Genomic DNA, 13,396 nt, shown 5'->3' with positions numbered 1-13,396 from the left:
ATGCAGGGACGGGCGGGCCTGACGTGGGGTCAGTCCCCGTGGGCGGGTGCCGGGCAAACCCCGGTCGGGCTCAGAAGACGATGTGGTAGAAACCGCCGGCCAGCAGGCCGCCGATGGCCGGGCCGGCCACCGGGATCCACGCGTACGACCAGTCCGAGCTGCCCTTGTTGGGGATCGGCAGCAGGGCGTGGGCGACGCGCGGGCCGAGGTCGCGGGCCGGGTTGATCGCGTAGCCGGTCGGGCCGCCGAGCGACAGGCCGATGCCGACCACGGTGAGCGCGACGATCAGGATGCCGGTGCCGGAGAGGCCGAGGCCCTTGTTCAGGCCCTGGGTGAGGATCGCGAGGCAGAGCACGAAGGTGCCGATGATCTCGGTGAGCATGTTCTGGATCGGGTTCCGGATCTCGGGACCGGTCGAGAAGATGCCGAGGGTGGGCTCCTCGTTGGCCTGGAACTGGCCGAGGTAGGTGCCCCACACCAGGACGGCGCCGATGAACGCGCCGAGCATCTGGGAGCCGATGTAGAGCGGGACCTTGCTCCAGTCGCCGGTGTCGGCGGCGATGGCCAGGGTGACCGCCGGGTTGAGGTGGGCGCCGGACTTGGGGGCCGACATGTAGGCGGCGATGAGGACGGCGAATCCCCAGCCGAAGGTGATGGCGAGCCAGCCGGCGTTGATCGCCTTCGACTTCTTGAGCGTGACCGCGGCGCAGACGCCGCCGCCGAGGAGTATCAGAGCGGCGGTGCCGAGGGTTTCGCCGACGAAGATGTCGCCGTTGGAGAAAGCGGACACAGAGACTCCCTTGTCCTGATGGCCCGGACGTGCGTGTGCGGGTGGGGGCAGGTGTGCCGGGTCGATCCGGTGCGGGTGAGCGCAGTGGGAGCGGATCTTCCCGGCCGTCGTTCGACAATGTCGACCGACATGCGGAAGCTTCCACCGCAGCCACCCTCCACGTCAAGGCAGGGTTACGCACCTGTGACGGACGGGGGCGCAGGGACGCGCCGAACGGGCCCGGGCCGTCCACGGAACGGGCGAACCGGGCCTCCGGGCGCCACCCGGTGGCCCGTGTACATGCGAAAGGGGCGCGGACGGGCTGCTCGCCCGTCCGCGCCCCGCGCGTGCGTCCTCCGTGGCCCCGGGCCCCGGAAGGGGTTCAGAACCGTCCGGCGCCCAGGTCCCGGGAGATCGCCCGGGCCGCGCTGCGCACCGAGGCGACCAGCGACGGCTTCACGAAGCCGTCCTCCGTCACCGTCTCCACCGGTCCGCTCACGCAGACCGCGCCGACCGGGTTGCGCCGCCGGTCCTGGATCAGCGCACCGATCGACGCCACCCCCTCCCAGGTCTCCTCGATCGAGTCGGCCCAGCCCCGCTCGCGGATCAGCGCGCACTCCGCGTCCACGTCCGCCGGATCGGTCAGTGTGCGCAGCGTGTAGGACTCGTAAGGCCCGTCGCCCAGTTGCCCGCGGGCGACCGGGTCGTAGGCCAGCAGCACCTTGCCCAGCGCGGTGGAGTGCAGCGGCTGCATCGAGCCGACCTCCAGCACCTGCCGGGTGTCGTCCGGGCGGAAGACGTGGTGCACGATCAGCACGCCCTGCTGGTGCAGCACGCCCAGGTAGACCGTCTCGCCGCTGGCCCGGGCCAGGTCGTCCGCCCACACCAGGGCGCGCGCCCGCAGCTCGTGCACGTCGAGGTAGCTCTGGCCGAGCCGCAGCAGCTCCGCCCCGAGCTGGTACTTCCCGCTCTCCGGGTCCTGCTCGACGAAGCCCTCCTGCTGCAGCGTGCGCAGGATGCCGTGGGCCGTGCCCTTGGCCAGGTCGAGCGCGGTCGCGACCTCGGAGAGCCCGAGCCTGCGCTCACCGCCGGCCAGCAGGCGCATGATCGCGGCGGCCCGGGAGAGCGACTGGATCGGGCCGGGCATTGGCTACCTCCCCTGACAGGCGGTCGACATTGTCGACCGAAGTGTTGACGGCACGAGTCTGCCAGGCCGACGGCCGGACGCGCACCTTTCCGATCACTCCGCACCCCGCGCGGACCCGTTCACCCCGCACCGCGCACCGCGCGCGCGAGCCCCGCGATCTCCCGCTCGCCGACCCGGCAGCAGCCGCCGACCAGCCGCGCCCCGTCCGCCAGCCAGCCCGTCACCCGCTCCGGACGGAACGTCGGGCCGCCCCGCCAGTCCCGGGCCGCGGCGTCCCATGCCTCACCGCTGTTGGGGTACACCACCACCGGCAGGCCCGCCGCCCGCGCGGCCACCGGCACCGCCCGGTCGGCGTCCGCCGGGCTGCAGCAGTTCACCCCGACCGCCACCACGGCGTCCACCCCCGCGGCCATCCCCAGCGCGTCCTCCAGCGGCTGCCCCGCCCGGGTCAGGCCGCCCTCCGCGCTGAACGACAGCCACACCGGCACCCCCAGCCCGTCGACCGCCCGCAGCAGCGCCTCCGCCTCGACCATGTCCGGGACGGTCTCCAACGCCAGCACGTCCGGGCCCGCCGCCGCCAGCACCTCCAGCCGCGGCCGGTGGAAGCGCTCCAGCTCCGCCACGCCCAGCCCGTACCGGCCGCGGTACTCCGACCCGTCGGCCAGCACCGCGCCGTACGGGCCCACCGACGCCGCGACGAACAGCGGACCGGCGGCGACCGCGCCCGGCCGCGTCGGCACCGCCCGCCCCGCCCGCCCGGCCGCTGCCCGCGCTGCCTCCGCCCGCTCCGCCTCGGCCTGCCGTGCGGCCTCCCGGGCCAGGCGCACGCTCAGCGCGAGCAGCCGTTCCGCCTCGGCCCGACCCGTCCCGCGGCGTGCGAACCCCTCGAACGAGGCCTGGTAGCTGGCGGTGATCGCGACCTGGGCCCCGGCCCGGAAGTACCCCAGGTGCGCCGCCGTCACCGCCTCCGGTGCGTCCGCCAGCAGCCGGGCCGACCAGAGGGCGTCCGAGAGGTCGTGCCCGGCGTCGGCCAACTGGTTGGACAGTCCGCCGTCCAGGACCAGCGGGCCAGCCGCCAGGGCGGCGGCGAAACCCGGACGGGCGCCCGGCGCGGCGGGCGGGGGAGCGGCGGGCACGGGACACCTCCTGCGGCGCGGGCCGACTCCTGCTGCGGGGCCGGCGCGGATGCCTGAACTGTAGAGCGGCCGCGGCCGCTGCGGAGGCCGGGGGCGCGGATCGGCCCGCGACCCGGCCGTACGGGCGGCCGCCGGGGCGAACCACCCGTACGAGTGATCGAAATCGGCTGGCGGCCGTCGGCCCGCTGCGCTACGTTGTTCTCACTTGGAGAACGACTCCCCGGGCGTCGCTCGGCCGCCGGACGGTCCGACGGGCGCACCGCAGCTCCCACCGAAGGCAGGCACAGTCATGGCAGGCGACAGCGACACCGGGGCCCCGGGCGAGACCGCGGGCGGCGGCGAGCATGCCTGGCTCGCGGCCTACGACCCGCGCGCCTACACCCCCGTCGCCGTCACCGTCGACGTGGTCGCCCTGACGCTGCGCGCCGACGAGCTGCACGTCCTGCTGGTCGAGCGCGGCGAGCCGCCCTACCAGGGCTGCTGGGCGCTGCCCGGCGGCTTCCTCCGCGCGGGAGAGGAGGACCTCCCCGGCGCCGCCGTCCGCGAGCTCGCCGAGGAGACCGGCCTGCAGGGCACCCTGGAGGCCGCCGCCGCCCTGAGCCGCATCCACCTGGAGCAGCTCGGCAGCTACGGTGCCCCCGACCGTGACCCGCGCATGCACGTGGTCTCCGTCGCCTACCTCGCCTTCGCCCCCGACCTGCCCGATCCGCAAGCCGGCACCGACGCCGCGGCCGCCGCCTGGCACCCGGTCTCCGCACTCGACCTGACCGCCTCCCGAACCGCCGGGCCGGCCGCCGACACCCACGGGGGTGGCGTCGGCGGCCGGTCCGGCACCCGGCTCGCCTTCGACCACGCCGTGATCCTCGCGGACGGCCTGGACCGGGCCCGGGCCAAGATCGAGTACAGCCCGCTCGCCACCGCCTTCCTCCGGCACGACTTCACCATCCCCGAGCTGCGCGCCGTCTACGAGGCCGTCTGGGGCGAGCGGCTGCACGCCGGCAACTTCCACCGCAAGGTGCTCTCCGTGCCCGGCTTCGTCGAGTCCACCGGCACCACCACCGAACGCGGCGGCACCCGCGGCGGCCCGCGCGCCCGCACCTACCACGCCGGCGACGCCCGCCTCCTCCACCCGCCGCTGCTGCGCCCCGCCCACGAGGACGACATCCGATGACGGTCCCGCGCACCGCCCGTCCGCCCGCCGGGCCCGGCCCCGCACCGCGCACCTTCGCGGACGCGGCCGCCGCCGTCCTCGCCGCCACCGGCCCGGCGGAGCTGTTCCCCGACGACCCGGCCGAGGCGGCCCGGCGCTACCGCCGCCTCGCCCGCCTCCTCCACCCCGACACCGCACCCACCGCCGACCGCCCCCGAGCCGCCGCCGCCTTCCTCGTCCTCGGCCGGCTCTGGGAGCAGCACCGGGGGCCCGCCGGCGACACCACCGCCGAGCTGCGCACCGGCCGGCACACGTACCGGCTCGGTCCGGTCGCGGCGACCGGCGACATCGCCGTCCTGCGCGCCGCCACCACCGGGTCCGGCACCGAGGTGCTGCTCAAGATCCCCCGCAGCGCCCTCGACAGCGACCTCCTCGAACGCGAGGCCACCGCCCTCACCCGGCTCGCCCGCCACGGCGACCGCCGCTTCCACGCCTACGCCCCCACCCTGCTGGAGACCTTCCGCCACCAGGACACCGCCGACCCGGCCGACGCCCCGCGCCAGGTCAACGCCCTCGTCCGCCGCGAGGGCCTGCGCCCGCTCACCGACGTCCTCGCGGCCCACCCCGACGGCCTCGACCCGCGGGACGCCGCCTGGATCTGGCGCCGCCTGCTCGTCGCGCTCGGCTACGCCCACCGCGCCGGCGTCCGGCACGGCGCGGTCCTCCCCGAACACGTCCTCGTGCACCCCGCCGACCACGGCCTCGTCCTCGTCGACTGGTGCTACGCGGGCACCGGCGCGCCCGCCCCCGCACCCGCTCTGGTCGAGCGCCACCGCGCGCTCTACCCACCGGAGGTCCCCGCCCGACAGGCTGTCACCGAGGCCACCGACATCCACCTCGCCACCCGCTGCATCCAGCTGCTCATGGGCGACCGGGCACCGCGGCAGCTCCGCGCCTTCGTCGCCGGCTGCACCCTGCCCGCCGAGCCCCGCCGACCGCACGACGCCTGGAAGCTCCTCGCCGAGCTCGACGAACTGCTCCACACCCTCTACGGCCCGCGCACCTTCCGGCCGTTCCACCTGCCACCCACCGCCTGAGGAGGCCCCGATGGGCAGCGGCACCTGGTCCACCGACGTCTACGACGCCGCCGCGCACTACCGTGCCGGCACCGGCGCCAGCGCCTTCGCCTACAGCGACGCCACCACCCGCGGCGCCCGCTCCGGCTGGAAGGCACACCCCAGCCTCGACCCGCACGCCCTCACCGTCCGCGAGAGCAGGGACTCCGACGAGCACCCCGCCTCGCTGGCGATCGCCGTCCTCTTCGACGTCACCGGCTCCATGCAGACCGTCCCGCGCACCCTGCAGACCAAGCTCCCCGAGCTCTTCGGCCTGCTGCTGCGCAAGGGGTACACCGAGGACCCGCAGATCCTCTTCGGCGCCGTCGGCGATGCCACCTGCGACCGCGTCCCGCTCCAGCTCGGCCAGTTCGAGTCCGACAACCGGATGGACGACAACCTCGGCAACATCCTGCTGGAGGGCGGTGGCGGCGGGCAGATGACCGAGTCCTACGAGCTCGCCATGTACGCCATGGCCCGCCACACCGCACTCGACTGCGTCGAGCGCCGCGGCCGCAAGGGCTACCTCTTCCTCATCGGCGACGAACTGCCCTACGGCAAGGTCAAGGCCCGCGAGGTCCGGGCCGTCCTCGGCGAGGACATCCCCGAGGACATCCCGGTCACCGCGATCCTGGCCGAGCTCCGGCAGCTCTACCACGTCTACTTCATCCTCCCGGCCGGCACCGCCTACGCGGGCAACGCCGAGGTCCTCGGCACCTGGCGCAAGCTGCTCGGCCAGCACGTCATCGAGCTCGACGACCTCGACGCCGTCTGCGAGACCATCGCCCTCACCATCGGCCTCGGCGAGGAGGCCATCGACCTCCAGGAGGGCCTAGACGACCTCGCCGACATCGGCTCCGGCGCCGTCGCCAGCGTCGGCAAGGCCCTGGACTCCCTCGCCCGCCACAGCAGGGCGGCAGCCGTCCCCGGCACCTCCCTGCTCGCCCCCGACGACCGCTCGACAGCCGGCACCACCCGCCTCTGAGCACCGCCCGCCCCACCCGCGCTGCGGCCTGCCCGACCCCGGCCGGCCGCAGCGCGGGTCGGGCGCTGCCCGCCACCACCCACCCACCCACCGGAGCACCCACCCACCGGAGCACCCACCCACCGGAGCACCCACCCACCGCAGCACCCACCCACCGCGACACCACCCGCCGCAGTACCCCGCACAGAACGGGCACCGCCGTGACCGACCCACGATTCGACGGACACGTCATCGTCTGCGACCTCGGCTACGGGGACGCGGGCAAGGGCACGATCGTCGACCACCTATGCCGCGGCCCGCTCGGCCCCGACAGCCCCCACCCGGCCCGCGCCGTCGTCCGCCACAACGGCGGCGCCCAGGCCGCGCACAACGTCGTCACCGACGACGGCCGCCACCACACCTTCGCCCAGTTCGGCTCGGGCACCCTCGCCGGCGTCCCCACCCACCTCTCCCGGTTCATGCTGGTCGACCCGCTCGCCCTCGCCGCCGAGGCCCGCCACCTGGCCGCCCTCGGCGTCCCCGACCCGTTCGCCCTGCTCACCGTCGACCGCCGCGCCCTGCTCACCACCCCGTACCACGCCGCCGCCAACCGCATCCGCGAACAGCGCCGCGGCCCCGACCGCCACGGCTCCTGCGGCCTCGGCATCGGCGAGACCGCGAGCTACGCCCTGGACCACCCCGAGGACGCCCCGACCGCCGGCGACTGCACCCGCCCCACCCGGCTGCTCACCCTCCTCACCCTGCTCCGCGACCGCCTCGCCGACCGGCTCGGCCTCGACCCCGCCGAGCTCCCCGCCCCGCCGCCCGCCGACTGCGCCGAGGCCTTCACGGCCTTCGCCGCCCGGGTCCGCCTCACCGACGGCGACCACCTCGCCCACCTGCTGCGCACCGGCCCGGTGATCTTCGAGGGCGCCCAGGGCGTCCTGCTCGACGAGCACCACGGCTTCCACCCCCACACCACCTGGTCCACCACCACCTTCGCCAACGCCGAGACCCTGCTCGCCGAGTCCGGCGCCCCCGCCGCCCTCCGGCTCGGCGTCGTACGCACCTACACCACCCGCCACGGCCCCGGCCCGCTCCCCACCGAGGACAAGGCCCTCGACCTCCCCGAACCCCACAACACCACCGGCCGCTGGCAGGGCGCCTTCCGCACCGGCCACTTCGACACCCCCGGCCACCGCTACGCCCTCGCCGCCACCGGCGGCGCCGACGCCCTCGCCCTCACCCACCTCGACACCCCCGCCCACCACCGCGACCTGCGCCTCTGCGACGGCTACGAGCTGGACGGCGCACCCCTGCACGCCGTCACCACCGGCATGGCCGGCGACCTCGACGCCCAGGCCCGCCTCACCGAGGCCCTCCTCCGCGCCCGCCCCGGAACCCTCACCGACCCCGGCCCCGACCCGCAGGACTGGTCCGACGCGATCGCCGACCGCCTCGGCACCCCCGTCCTCCTCGAGTCCCACGGCCCGACGTCCCGTCAGAAACACCTCCGCCGAACCGCCGTCCACCGCAGTACCATCCACCCCATGACCACAGACCAGGCCGACCGGAAGTCCTACGGCCCCGGCTCGCACTGCCACTGGTGCGGCACCCCCTACAGCCCCGGCACCGCCGCCTGGCCCCGGACGTGCCCCGGCTGCAACGAGATCAGCTACCGCAACCCGCTGCCCGTGGTCGTCACCCTCCTGCCCGTCGTCTCACCCGAGGCCGAGGGCCTGGTCGTCATCCGCCGCACCATCGAGCCGGGCTACGGCGAGCTCGCCCTCCCCGGCGGCTACATCGACTACGGCGAGAGCTGGCAACAGGCCTGCGTCCGCGAGCTCCGCGAAGAGACCGGCATCGAGGCCGACCACGCCCGGGTCACCCTGGTCGCCACCGACTCCGACACCGCCGGCGGCTTCCTCTGCCTGTTCGGCATGCTGCCCGCCCGACGGCTCGGCGAGCTCCCGCCCTCCGTCCCCACCTCCGAGACCGAGGGCTGGCAGTTCCTCCCCACCCCGTCCCGGCTGGCCTTCCCCTTCCACACCCGGGTGGCCCACGCCTGGTTCAACGGCGACTACGCCCACCTGGTCTGACCACCGGCGGTCGCCACCGGCGCGGTGCCGCAGCGCCCCGCCCGGCCACCGGAAGGGGCCCCTGGCGCACCCGACGATCACATGGCAAGGTCTGCTCGTCAGCCACCACGCGGGCGGCGCCCGCCACGAGCAGCCCCGCCCACCGCCCCCGGCCCCCGGGCGGGGGCGCTCCACCCCGGGAGACCACCACCGTGAGCACCCCACCCGAAGGCCGACTGCTCTGGCGCCCCGACCCGGCCCGCGCCGCCTCCGCGCAGATCGTCGCCTTCCAGGCCTGGGCCGCCGAACACCACGGCGCCCCGGCGGCCCCGCTCGCCCCCGCGGACGACGACGAGCAGGCCGCCGCCCGCTACGCCGCCCTGCACGCCTGGTCCACCGAAGACCTGGAGCGCTTCTGGACGGCCGTCACCGAGTGGTTCGACGTCCGCTTCACCACCGCGCCCGAGGCCGTCCTCGCCGACCCGGCGATGCCCGGCGCCCGCTGGTTCCCCGGCGCCCGCCTCAACTACGCCGAGCACGCCCTGCGCGCCGCCGAGGACGCCGACCGGGCCGACAAGCCCGCGATCCTCCACCTCGACGAGACCACCGAGCAGCCCGCCGCCCTCACCTGGGCCGAGCTCCGCCGTCAGGTCGGCTCGTTGGCCGCCGCGCTGCGCGCCCGTGGCGTCCGCCCCGGCGACCGGGTCGGTGCCTACCTGCCCAACGTCCCGCAGGCGATCGTCGCCCTGCTCGCCACCGCCGCCGTCGGCGCCGTCTGGACGTCCTGCGCCCCCGACTTCGGCGCCCGCAGCGTCCTCGACCGCCTCCAGCAGATCGAGCCCACCGTCCTCTTCGCGATCGACGGCTACCACTACGGCGGCAAGGACCACGACCGCACCGAGGTCGTCGCCGAACTCCGCCGCGAGCTCCCCACGCTGCGCACCGTCGTGCACATCCCGCTGCTCGGCGCCCCCGCCCCCGAAGGCGCCCTCGACTGGGCGGAGCTGGTCGCCGGCGACGACGAGCCGGTCTTCGAACCCGTCCCCTTCGACCACCCGCTCTGGGTGCTCTACTCCTCCGGCACCACCGGCCTGCCCAAGGCCATCGTGCAGAGCCAGGGCGGCATCCTCGTCGAGCACCTCAAGCAGGCCGCGCTCCACCTCGACCTCGGCCCGGACGACCGCTTCCTCTGGTACACGTCCACCGGCTGGATGATGTGGAACTTCCTCGTCGCCGGCCTCCTCGTCGGGTCCACGATCGTCACCTACGACGGCAGCCCCGGCCACCCCGACACCGGCGCCCTCTGGTCCGTCGCCGCCCGCACCCGCGCCACCGTCCTCGGCACCTCCGCCGCCTACGTGATCGCCAGCCGCAAGGCCGACCTCCACCCCGGCCGCGACCTCGACCTCTCCGCCGTCCGCTGCCTCGGCACCACCGGCTCCCCGCTGCCGCCCGACGGCTTCCAGTGGATCTACGACGAGGTCAAGAAGGACGTCTGGCTCGCCTCCGTCAGCGGCGGCACCGACGTCTGCAGCTGCTTCGTCGGCGGCGTCCCCACCCTCCCCGTCCACCTCGGCGAGATCCAGGCCCCCTGCCTCGGCGCCGCCGTCGCCTCCTGGGACGTCCAGGGCCACCCCCTCACCGACCAGGTCGGCGAGCTCGTCGTCACCGGGCCGCTGCCCTCCATGCCGATCGGCTTCTGGAACGACCCCGACGGCACCCGCTACCGCGACAGCTACTTCGACATGTACCCGGGCGTCTGGCGGCACGGCGACTGGATCACCGTCACCTCCCGCGGCACCGTCGTCATCCACGGCCGCTCCGACTCCACCCTCAACCGCCAGGGCGTCCGGATGGGCTCCTCCGACATCTACGAGGTCGTCGAACGCCTCCCCGAGATCGCGGAGTCCCTGGTCATCGGCGTCGAGGAGCCCGACGGCGGCTACTGGATGCCGCTCTTCGTCGTCCTCGCCCCCGGCGCGGACCTCGACGACTCGCTGCGCGCCCGCGTCCGCACCGAACTGCGCACCCAGCTCTCGCCCCGCCACGTTCCGGACGAGATCATCGCCGTCAACGGCCTCCCGCACACCCTCACCGGCAAGCGCATCGAGGTCCCCGTGAAGCGGCTGCTCTCCGGCACCCCGCTGGAGAAGGCGGTCAACCCGGGCTCGGTCGACAACATCGACCATCTCCGGTTCTTCGAGCGCCTGGGCGCCGAGCGCCGCGGCTGAGCCCGACCCGCCGACGGCCGCCGGACGGACCCGGACAGCCGAGCAGGGGCGCTTCCAACCCCCACGGTGGAAGCGCCCCTGCGAGCCCCGGCCCTGCCCCGGGGCGTCTACTCGCCGGTCAGCACCTGGTGCGCCGCGGCACGCGCGTCGGCCGCGGTGTCCGCAGCCCGCGCCGCCGCCGCGGCACGCCGGCACTGCGCCAGCGTGACCTTGGCCAACGCCGTCCGCACGTACGGGATCGACGAGGCACCCATCGACAGGCTCGTCACCCCGAGCCCGGTGAGCACACAGGCGAGCAGCGGGTCGGCCGCCGCCTCACCGCACACGCTGCAGCTCTTCCCGGTCGAAAGCGCGGCTTCGGCCGACAGCGCGATCAGGTCCAGCAGCGCCGGCTGCCACGGGTCCTGCAGCCGTGCCACCGCGCCGACCTGCCGGTCCGCCGCGAAGGTGTACTGTGCCAGGTCGTTCGTCCCCAGCGACAGGAAGTCGACCTCCTGCAGGATCGACCGCGCCCGCAGCGCCGCCGACGGGATCTCCACCATCGCACCGAACTTCGCGGTCAGCCCCGCCTCCCGGCAGGCGTCCGCGAACGCCTTCGCGTCCTGCCGGTCCGCCACCATCGGCGCCATGACCTCCAGGTGCACCGGCAGCCCCTCGGCCGCCCGGGCGAGCGCGCGCAGCTGCGCCGCCATCACCTCGGGGTGGTCCAGCAGCGTCCGCAGACCGCGGACACCCAGCGCGGGGTTCGGCTCGTCGGCCGGCGTCAGGAAGTCCAGCGGCTTGTCGGCCCCGGCGTCCAGCACCCGCACGACCACCCGGCGCTCCGGGAAGGCCTCCAGCACCTTCCGGTACGCCTCGAACTGCTTCTCCTCGCTCGGTGCCTTCGCCGAGTCGTCGAGGAAGAGGAATTCCGTCCGGAACAGGCCGACGCCCTCCGCCTCGGCCTCCAGCGCCGCCGGCAGGTCGGCCGGGCCGCCGATGTTGGCCAGCAGCGGCACCAGGTGCCCGTCCGAGGTCCGGCCCGGTCCGGAGGACGCGGCCAGTGCGGCCTTCCGCTCGGCCGCCAGCCGGCGCAGTTCCTCCTGCCGCTCGACCGAGGGGCCGACCAGCACCTCGCCGCTGCTGCCGTCGACCGCGACGACCAGACCCTCGGCGACCCCGGTCGCGCCCGGCAGCGCCACCACGGCGGGCACGCCCAGCGCCCGGGCCAGGATCGCGCTGTGGCTGGTCGGCCCGCCCTCCTCGGTTACGAAGCCGAGCACCAGCGTCGGGTCCAGCAGCGCGGTGTCCGCCGGAGCGAGGTCGTGCGCGAAGAGCACGTACGGCTCGTCGCTGTCCGGCACGCCCGGCATCGGCACGCCGAGCAGCCGCGCCACGATCCGGTTCCGCACGTCGTCCAGGTCCGCCACCCGGCCGGCCAGGTAGTCGCCGGCCGCCGCGAGCAGCGCCCGGTACGCGGCGAAGGCGTCGTAGATGCCCCGCTCGGCACTGCTGCCGACCGCGATCCGCCGGCTGACGTCCGCCATCAGCTCCGGATCCTGCGCCATCAGCGCCTGCGCCTCGAGGACGGCCTGCGCCTCGCCGCCGGCCAGGTTGCCGCGCGCGATCAGGTCGGCCGCGACCGCGTCCACCGCGGCCTGGGCGCGCGCCTGCTCCCGCGGGGCGTCCTCACTGGGGATCTGCGTCGCCGGGGGTTCCAGCACGGCGGTTCCCATGTGCCGCACGGGGCCGATGGCGACCCCGTGACTGACTCCTACACCGCGAAGCATCGGTTCCACGTTCAGGGATTCCTTTCACCCGGCCAGCGCGGGGGTCAGTTCCAGGTGAAGAGTTCGCCGCCGGGGGTGATCTCACCGCTCTCGGCCACGTCCGCGAGCGCCTCAGCGGAGGCCTCCAGCGCGACGATCGGAGAGATCGGCGACTTGCCGGCGGCCTCGACGGCCGCCGGGTTCCAGCGGATCACCGGCTGGCCCCGCTTGACCTCGTCGCCCTTGCCGACGAGCAGCTCGAAGCCTTCGCCGTTGAGCTGGACGGTGTCGATGCCGAGGTGGGTGAGCACGCCGTGGCCGTCGGCGTCGACGACGACGAAGGCGTGCGGGTGCATGGACACCACGAGCCCGTCGACCGGTGCCACCGCCTCGGTGGGCTCGCGCACCGGGTCGATGGCGGTTCCGGGCCCGACCATCGCGCCGGAGAACACGGGGTCCGGCACGTTGGCCAGCCCGACGGCCCGCCCGGCGAGCGGTGAGGTCACAGTGGTCATGGTGGAGCCTCCCAGGTGCGGAGTACAGCGCGTGCGGCCGCAGAGCAACGGCATCGGCATCAGCTGAAGCCTAAATCATGTCAACTTCGGACATACCGGCACGTAACGGCGGAGTGCGCCGAGCGGGGAACCCCCCTGCTCCAGCGGCACGGAACCGTCCGCCACCGGCCCGTCGACACAGCAGTGAAGCGCCTGTGTCGACTCAAGTGGTCTAGTCCTCTGCGTCGATGCGCCGCACTCTACGGCATGCGCGGGAGTGTCGACGATGGCCCCGCACCGACGGCCCGCAGCCACCGCCCACCAGAGGGGTGCTCCGTACGGGTGACCGCGGCGCGTCCCGATTTGGCGCTCGGGTCGAGACCGGCTAACGTTGCACGGGTCGCCGCGCGGCGATGGTTAACTCCGCAAGTCGGGAACGTAAAGCGCCGGTTAAACGGTGGCAAACGGGTCTGATAAGCTGGAAACACGAAAGAGCGAAACGCCCGGAGGGTCCGCTGGAAGGCGGTCCGAAGGAAGTGTCCGTTCCTTGAGAACTCAACAGCG

10 protein-coding genes are annotated in these 13,396 nt (G+C 74.6%); 5 read left to right on the top strand and 5 right to left on the bottom strand.

All coding sequences use genetic code 11. The features are described 5' to 3' along the window. Positions 1-70: 70 nt before the first annotated feature. The 3 genes from AB0O09_RS19490 to mmuM form a co-directional block, all read right to left on the bottom strand. On the bottom strand, positions 71-790 hold the full coding sequence (locus tag AB0O09_RS19490) for an MIP/aquaporin family protein (protein ID WP_363542875.1): 720 nt from the start codon (positions 788-790) through the stop codon (positions 71-73). A gap of 361 nt (positions 791-1,151) precedes the next feature. Beyond that, the gene (locus AB0O09_RS19485; RefSeq protein WP_363542874.1) at positions 1,152-1,916 is read right to left on the bottom strand and encodes an IclR family transcriptional regulator; all 765 of its coding nucleotides are present in this window, start codon (positions 1,914-1,916) and stop codon (positions 1,152-1,154) included. 119 nt (positions 1,917-2,035) lie between these two features. Continuing rightward, a complete protein-coding gene (gene mmuM / locus AB0O09_RS19480) occupies positions 2,036-3,052 on the bottom strand; it encodes a homocysteine S-methyltransferase (RefSeq protein ID WP_363542873.1) in 1,017 nt (338 codons plus the stop codon). Positions 3,053-3,341: 289 nt separating this feature from the next. Here mmuM and AB0O09_RS19475 point away from each other — a divergent pair, with 289 nt between their 5' ends. From AB0O09_RS19475 to AB0O09_RS19455, 5 genes are all read left to right on the top strand, one after another. Then, positions 3,342-4,223, top strand: coding sequence for an NUDIX hydrolase (locus AB0O09_RS19475; protein ID WP_363542872.1), 882 nt, complete (start codon positions 3,342-3,344; stop codon positions 4,221-4,223). Further along, positions 4,220-5,299 carry a molecular chaperone DnaJ gene (locus tag AB0O09_RS19470; protein WP_363542871.1) on the top strand — a complete coding sequence of 360 codons (1,080 nt, stop codon included), beginning with the start codon at positions 4,220-4,222 and terminating at the stop codon, positions 5,297-5,299. Before AB0O09_RS19475 ends, AB0O09_RS19470 begins: the two co-directional genes overlap by 4 nt. A 10-nt stretch (positions 5,300-5,309) precedes the next feature. Then, on the top strand, positions 5,310-6,302 hold the full coding sequence (locus tag AB0O09_RS19465) for a hypothetical protein (RefSeq protein ID WP_363542870.1): 993 nt from the start codon (positions 5,310-5,312) through the stop codon (positions 6,300-6,302). 200 nt (positions 6,303-6,502) lie between these two features. Beyond that, positions 6,503-8,380, top strand: a complete 1,878-nt coding sequence (locus AB0O09_RS19460; protein ID WP_363542869.1) for an adenylosuccinate synthetase — start codon at positions 6,503-6,505, stop codon at positions 8,378-8,380. Between the two features lie 191 nt (positions 8,381-8,571). After that, on the top strand, positions 8,572-10,590 hold the full coding sequence (locus AB0O09_RS19455; protein ID WP_363542868.1) for an acetoacetate--CoA ligase: 2,019 nt from the start codon (positions 8,572-8,574) through the stop codon (positions 10,588-10,590). Between the two features lie 107 nt (positions 10,591-10,697). Here the strand turns inward: AB0O09_RS19455 and ptsP are convergent, their stop codons facing one another. Further along, on the bottom strand, positions 10,698-12,368 hold the full coding sequence (gene ptsP / locus AB0O09_RS19450; protein ID WP_363542867.1) for a phosphoenolpyruvate--protein phosphotransferase: 1,671 nt from the start codon (positions 12,366-12,368) through the stop codon (positions 10,698-10,700). Positions 12,369-12,403: 35 nt separating this feature from the next. Beyond that, a complete protein-coding gene (locus AB0O09_RS19445; RefSeq protein ID WP_344627375.1) occupies positions 12,404-12,853 on the bottom strand; it encodes a PTS glucose transporter subunit IIA in 450 nt (149 codons plus the stop codon). Between the last annotated feature and the right edge of the window lie 543 nt (positions 12,854-13,396).

Source organism: Kitasatospora sp. NPDC093679 (assembly GCF_040683455.1).
Lineage (GTDB): Bacteria > Actinomycetota > Actinomycetes > Streptomycetales > Streptomycetaceae > Kitasatospora > Kitasatospora arboriphila.
Note: the sequence above shows the minus strand (reverse complement) of the source record. Positions and strands in the feature narration are given on the sequence as shown.

Excerpts from the sequence above, each read along its gene's own strand:
- AB0O09_RS19475 (WP_363542872.1), top strand. The coding sequence starts at position 3,342 with ATGGCAGGCGACAGCGACACCGGGGCCCCGGGCGAGACCGCGGGCGGC.
- AB0O09_RS19465 (WP_363542870.1), top strand. The coding sequence starts at position 5,310 with ATGGGCAGCGGCACCTGGTCCACCGACGTCTACGACGCCGCCGCGCAC.
- AB0O09_RS19470 (WP_363542871.1), top strand. The coding sequence starts at position 4,220 with ATGACGGTCCCGCGCACCGCCCGTCCGCCCGCCGGGCCCGGCCCCGCA.
- AB0O09_RS19445 (WP_344627375.1), bottom strand. The coding sequence starts at position 12,853 with ATGACCACTGTGACCTCACCGCTCGCCGGGCGGGCCGTCGGGCTGGCC.
- AB0O09_RS19485 (WP_363542874.1), bottom strand. The coding sequence starts at position 1,916 with ATGCCCGGCCCGATCCAGTCGCTCTCCCGGGCCGCCGCGATCATGCGC.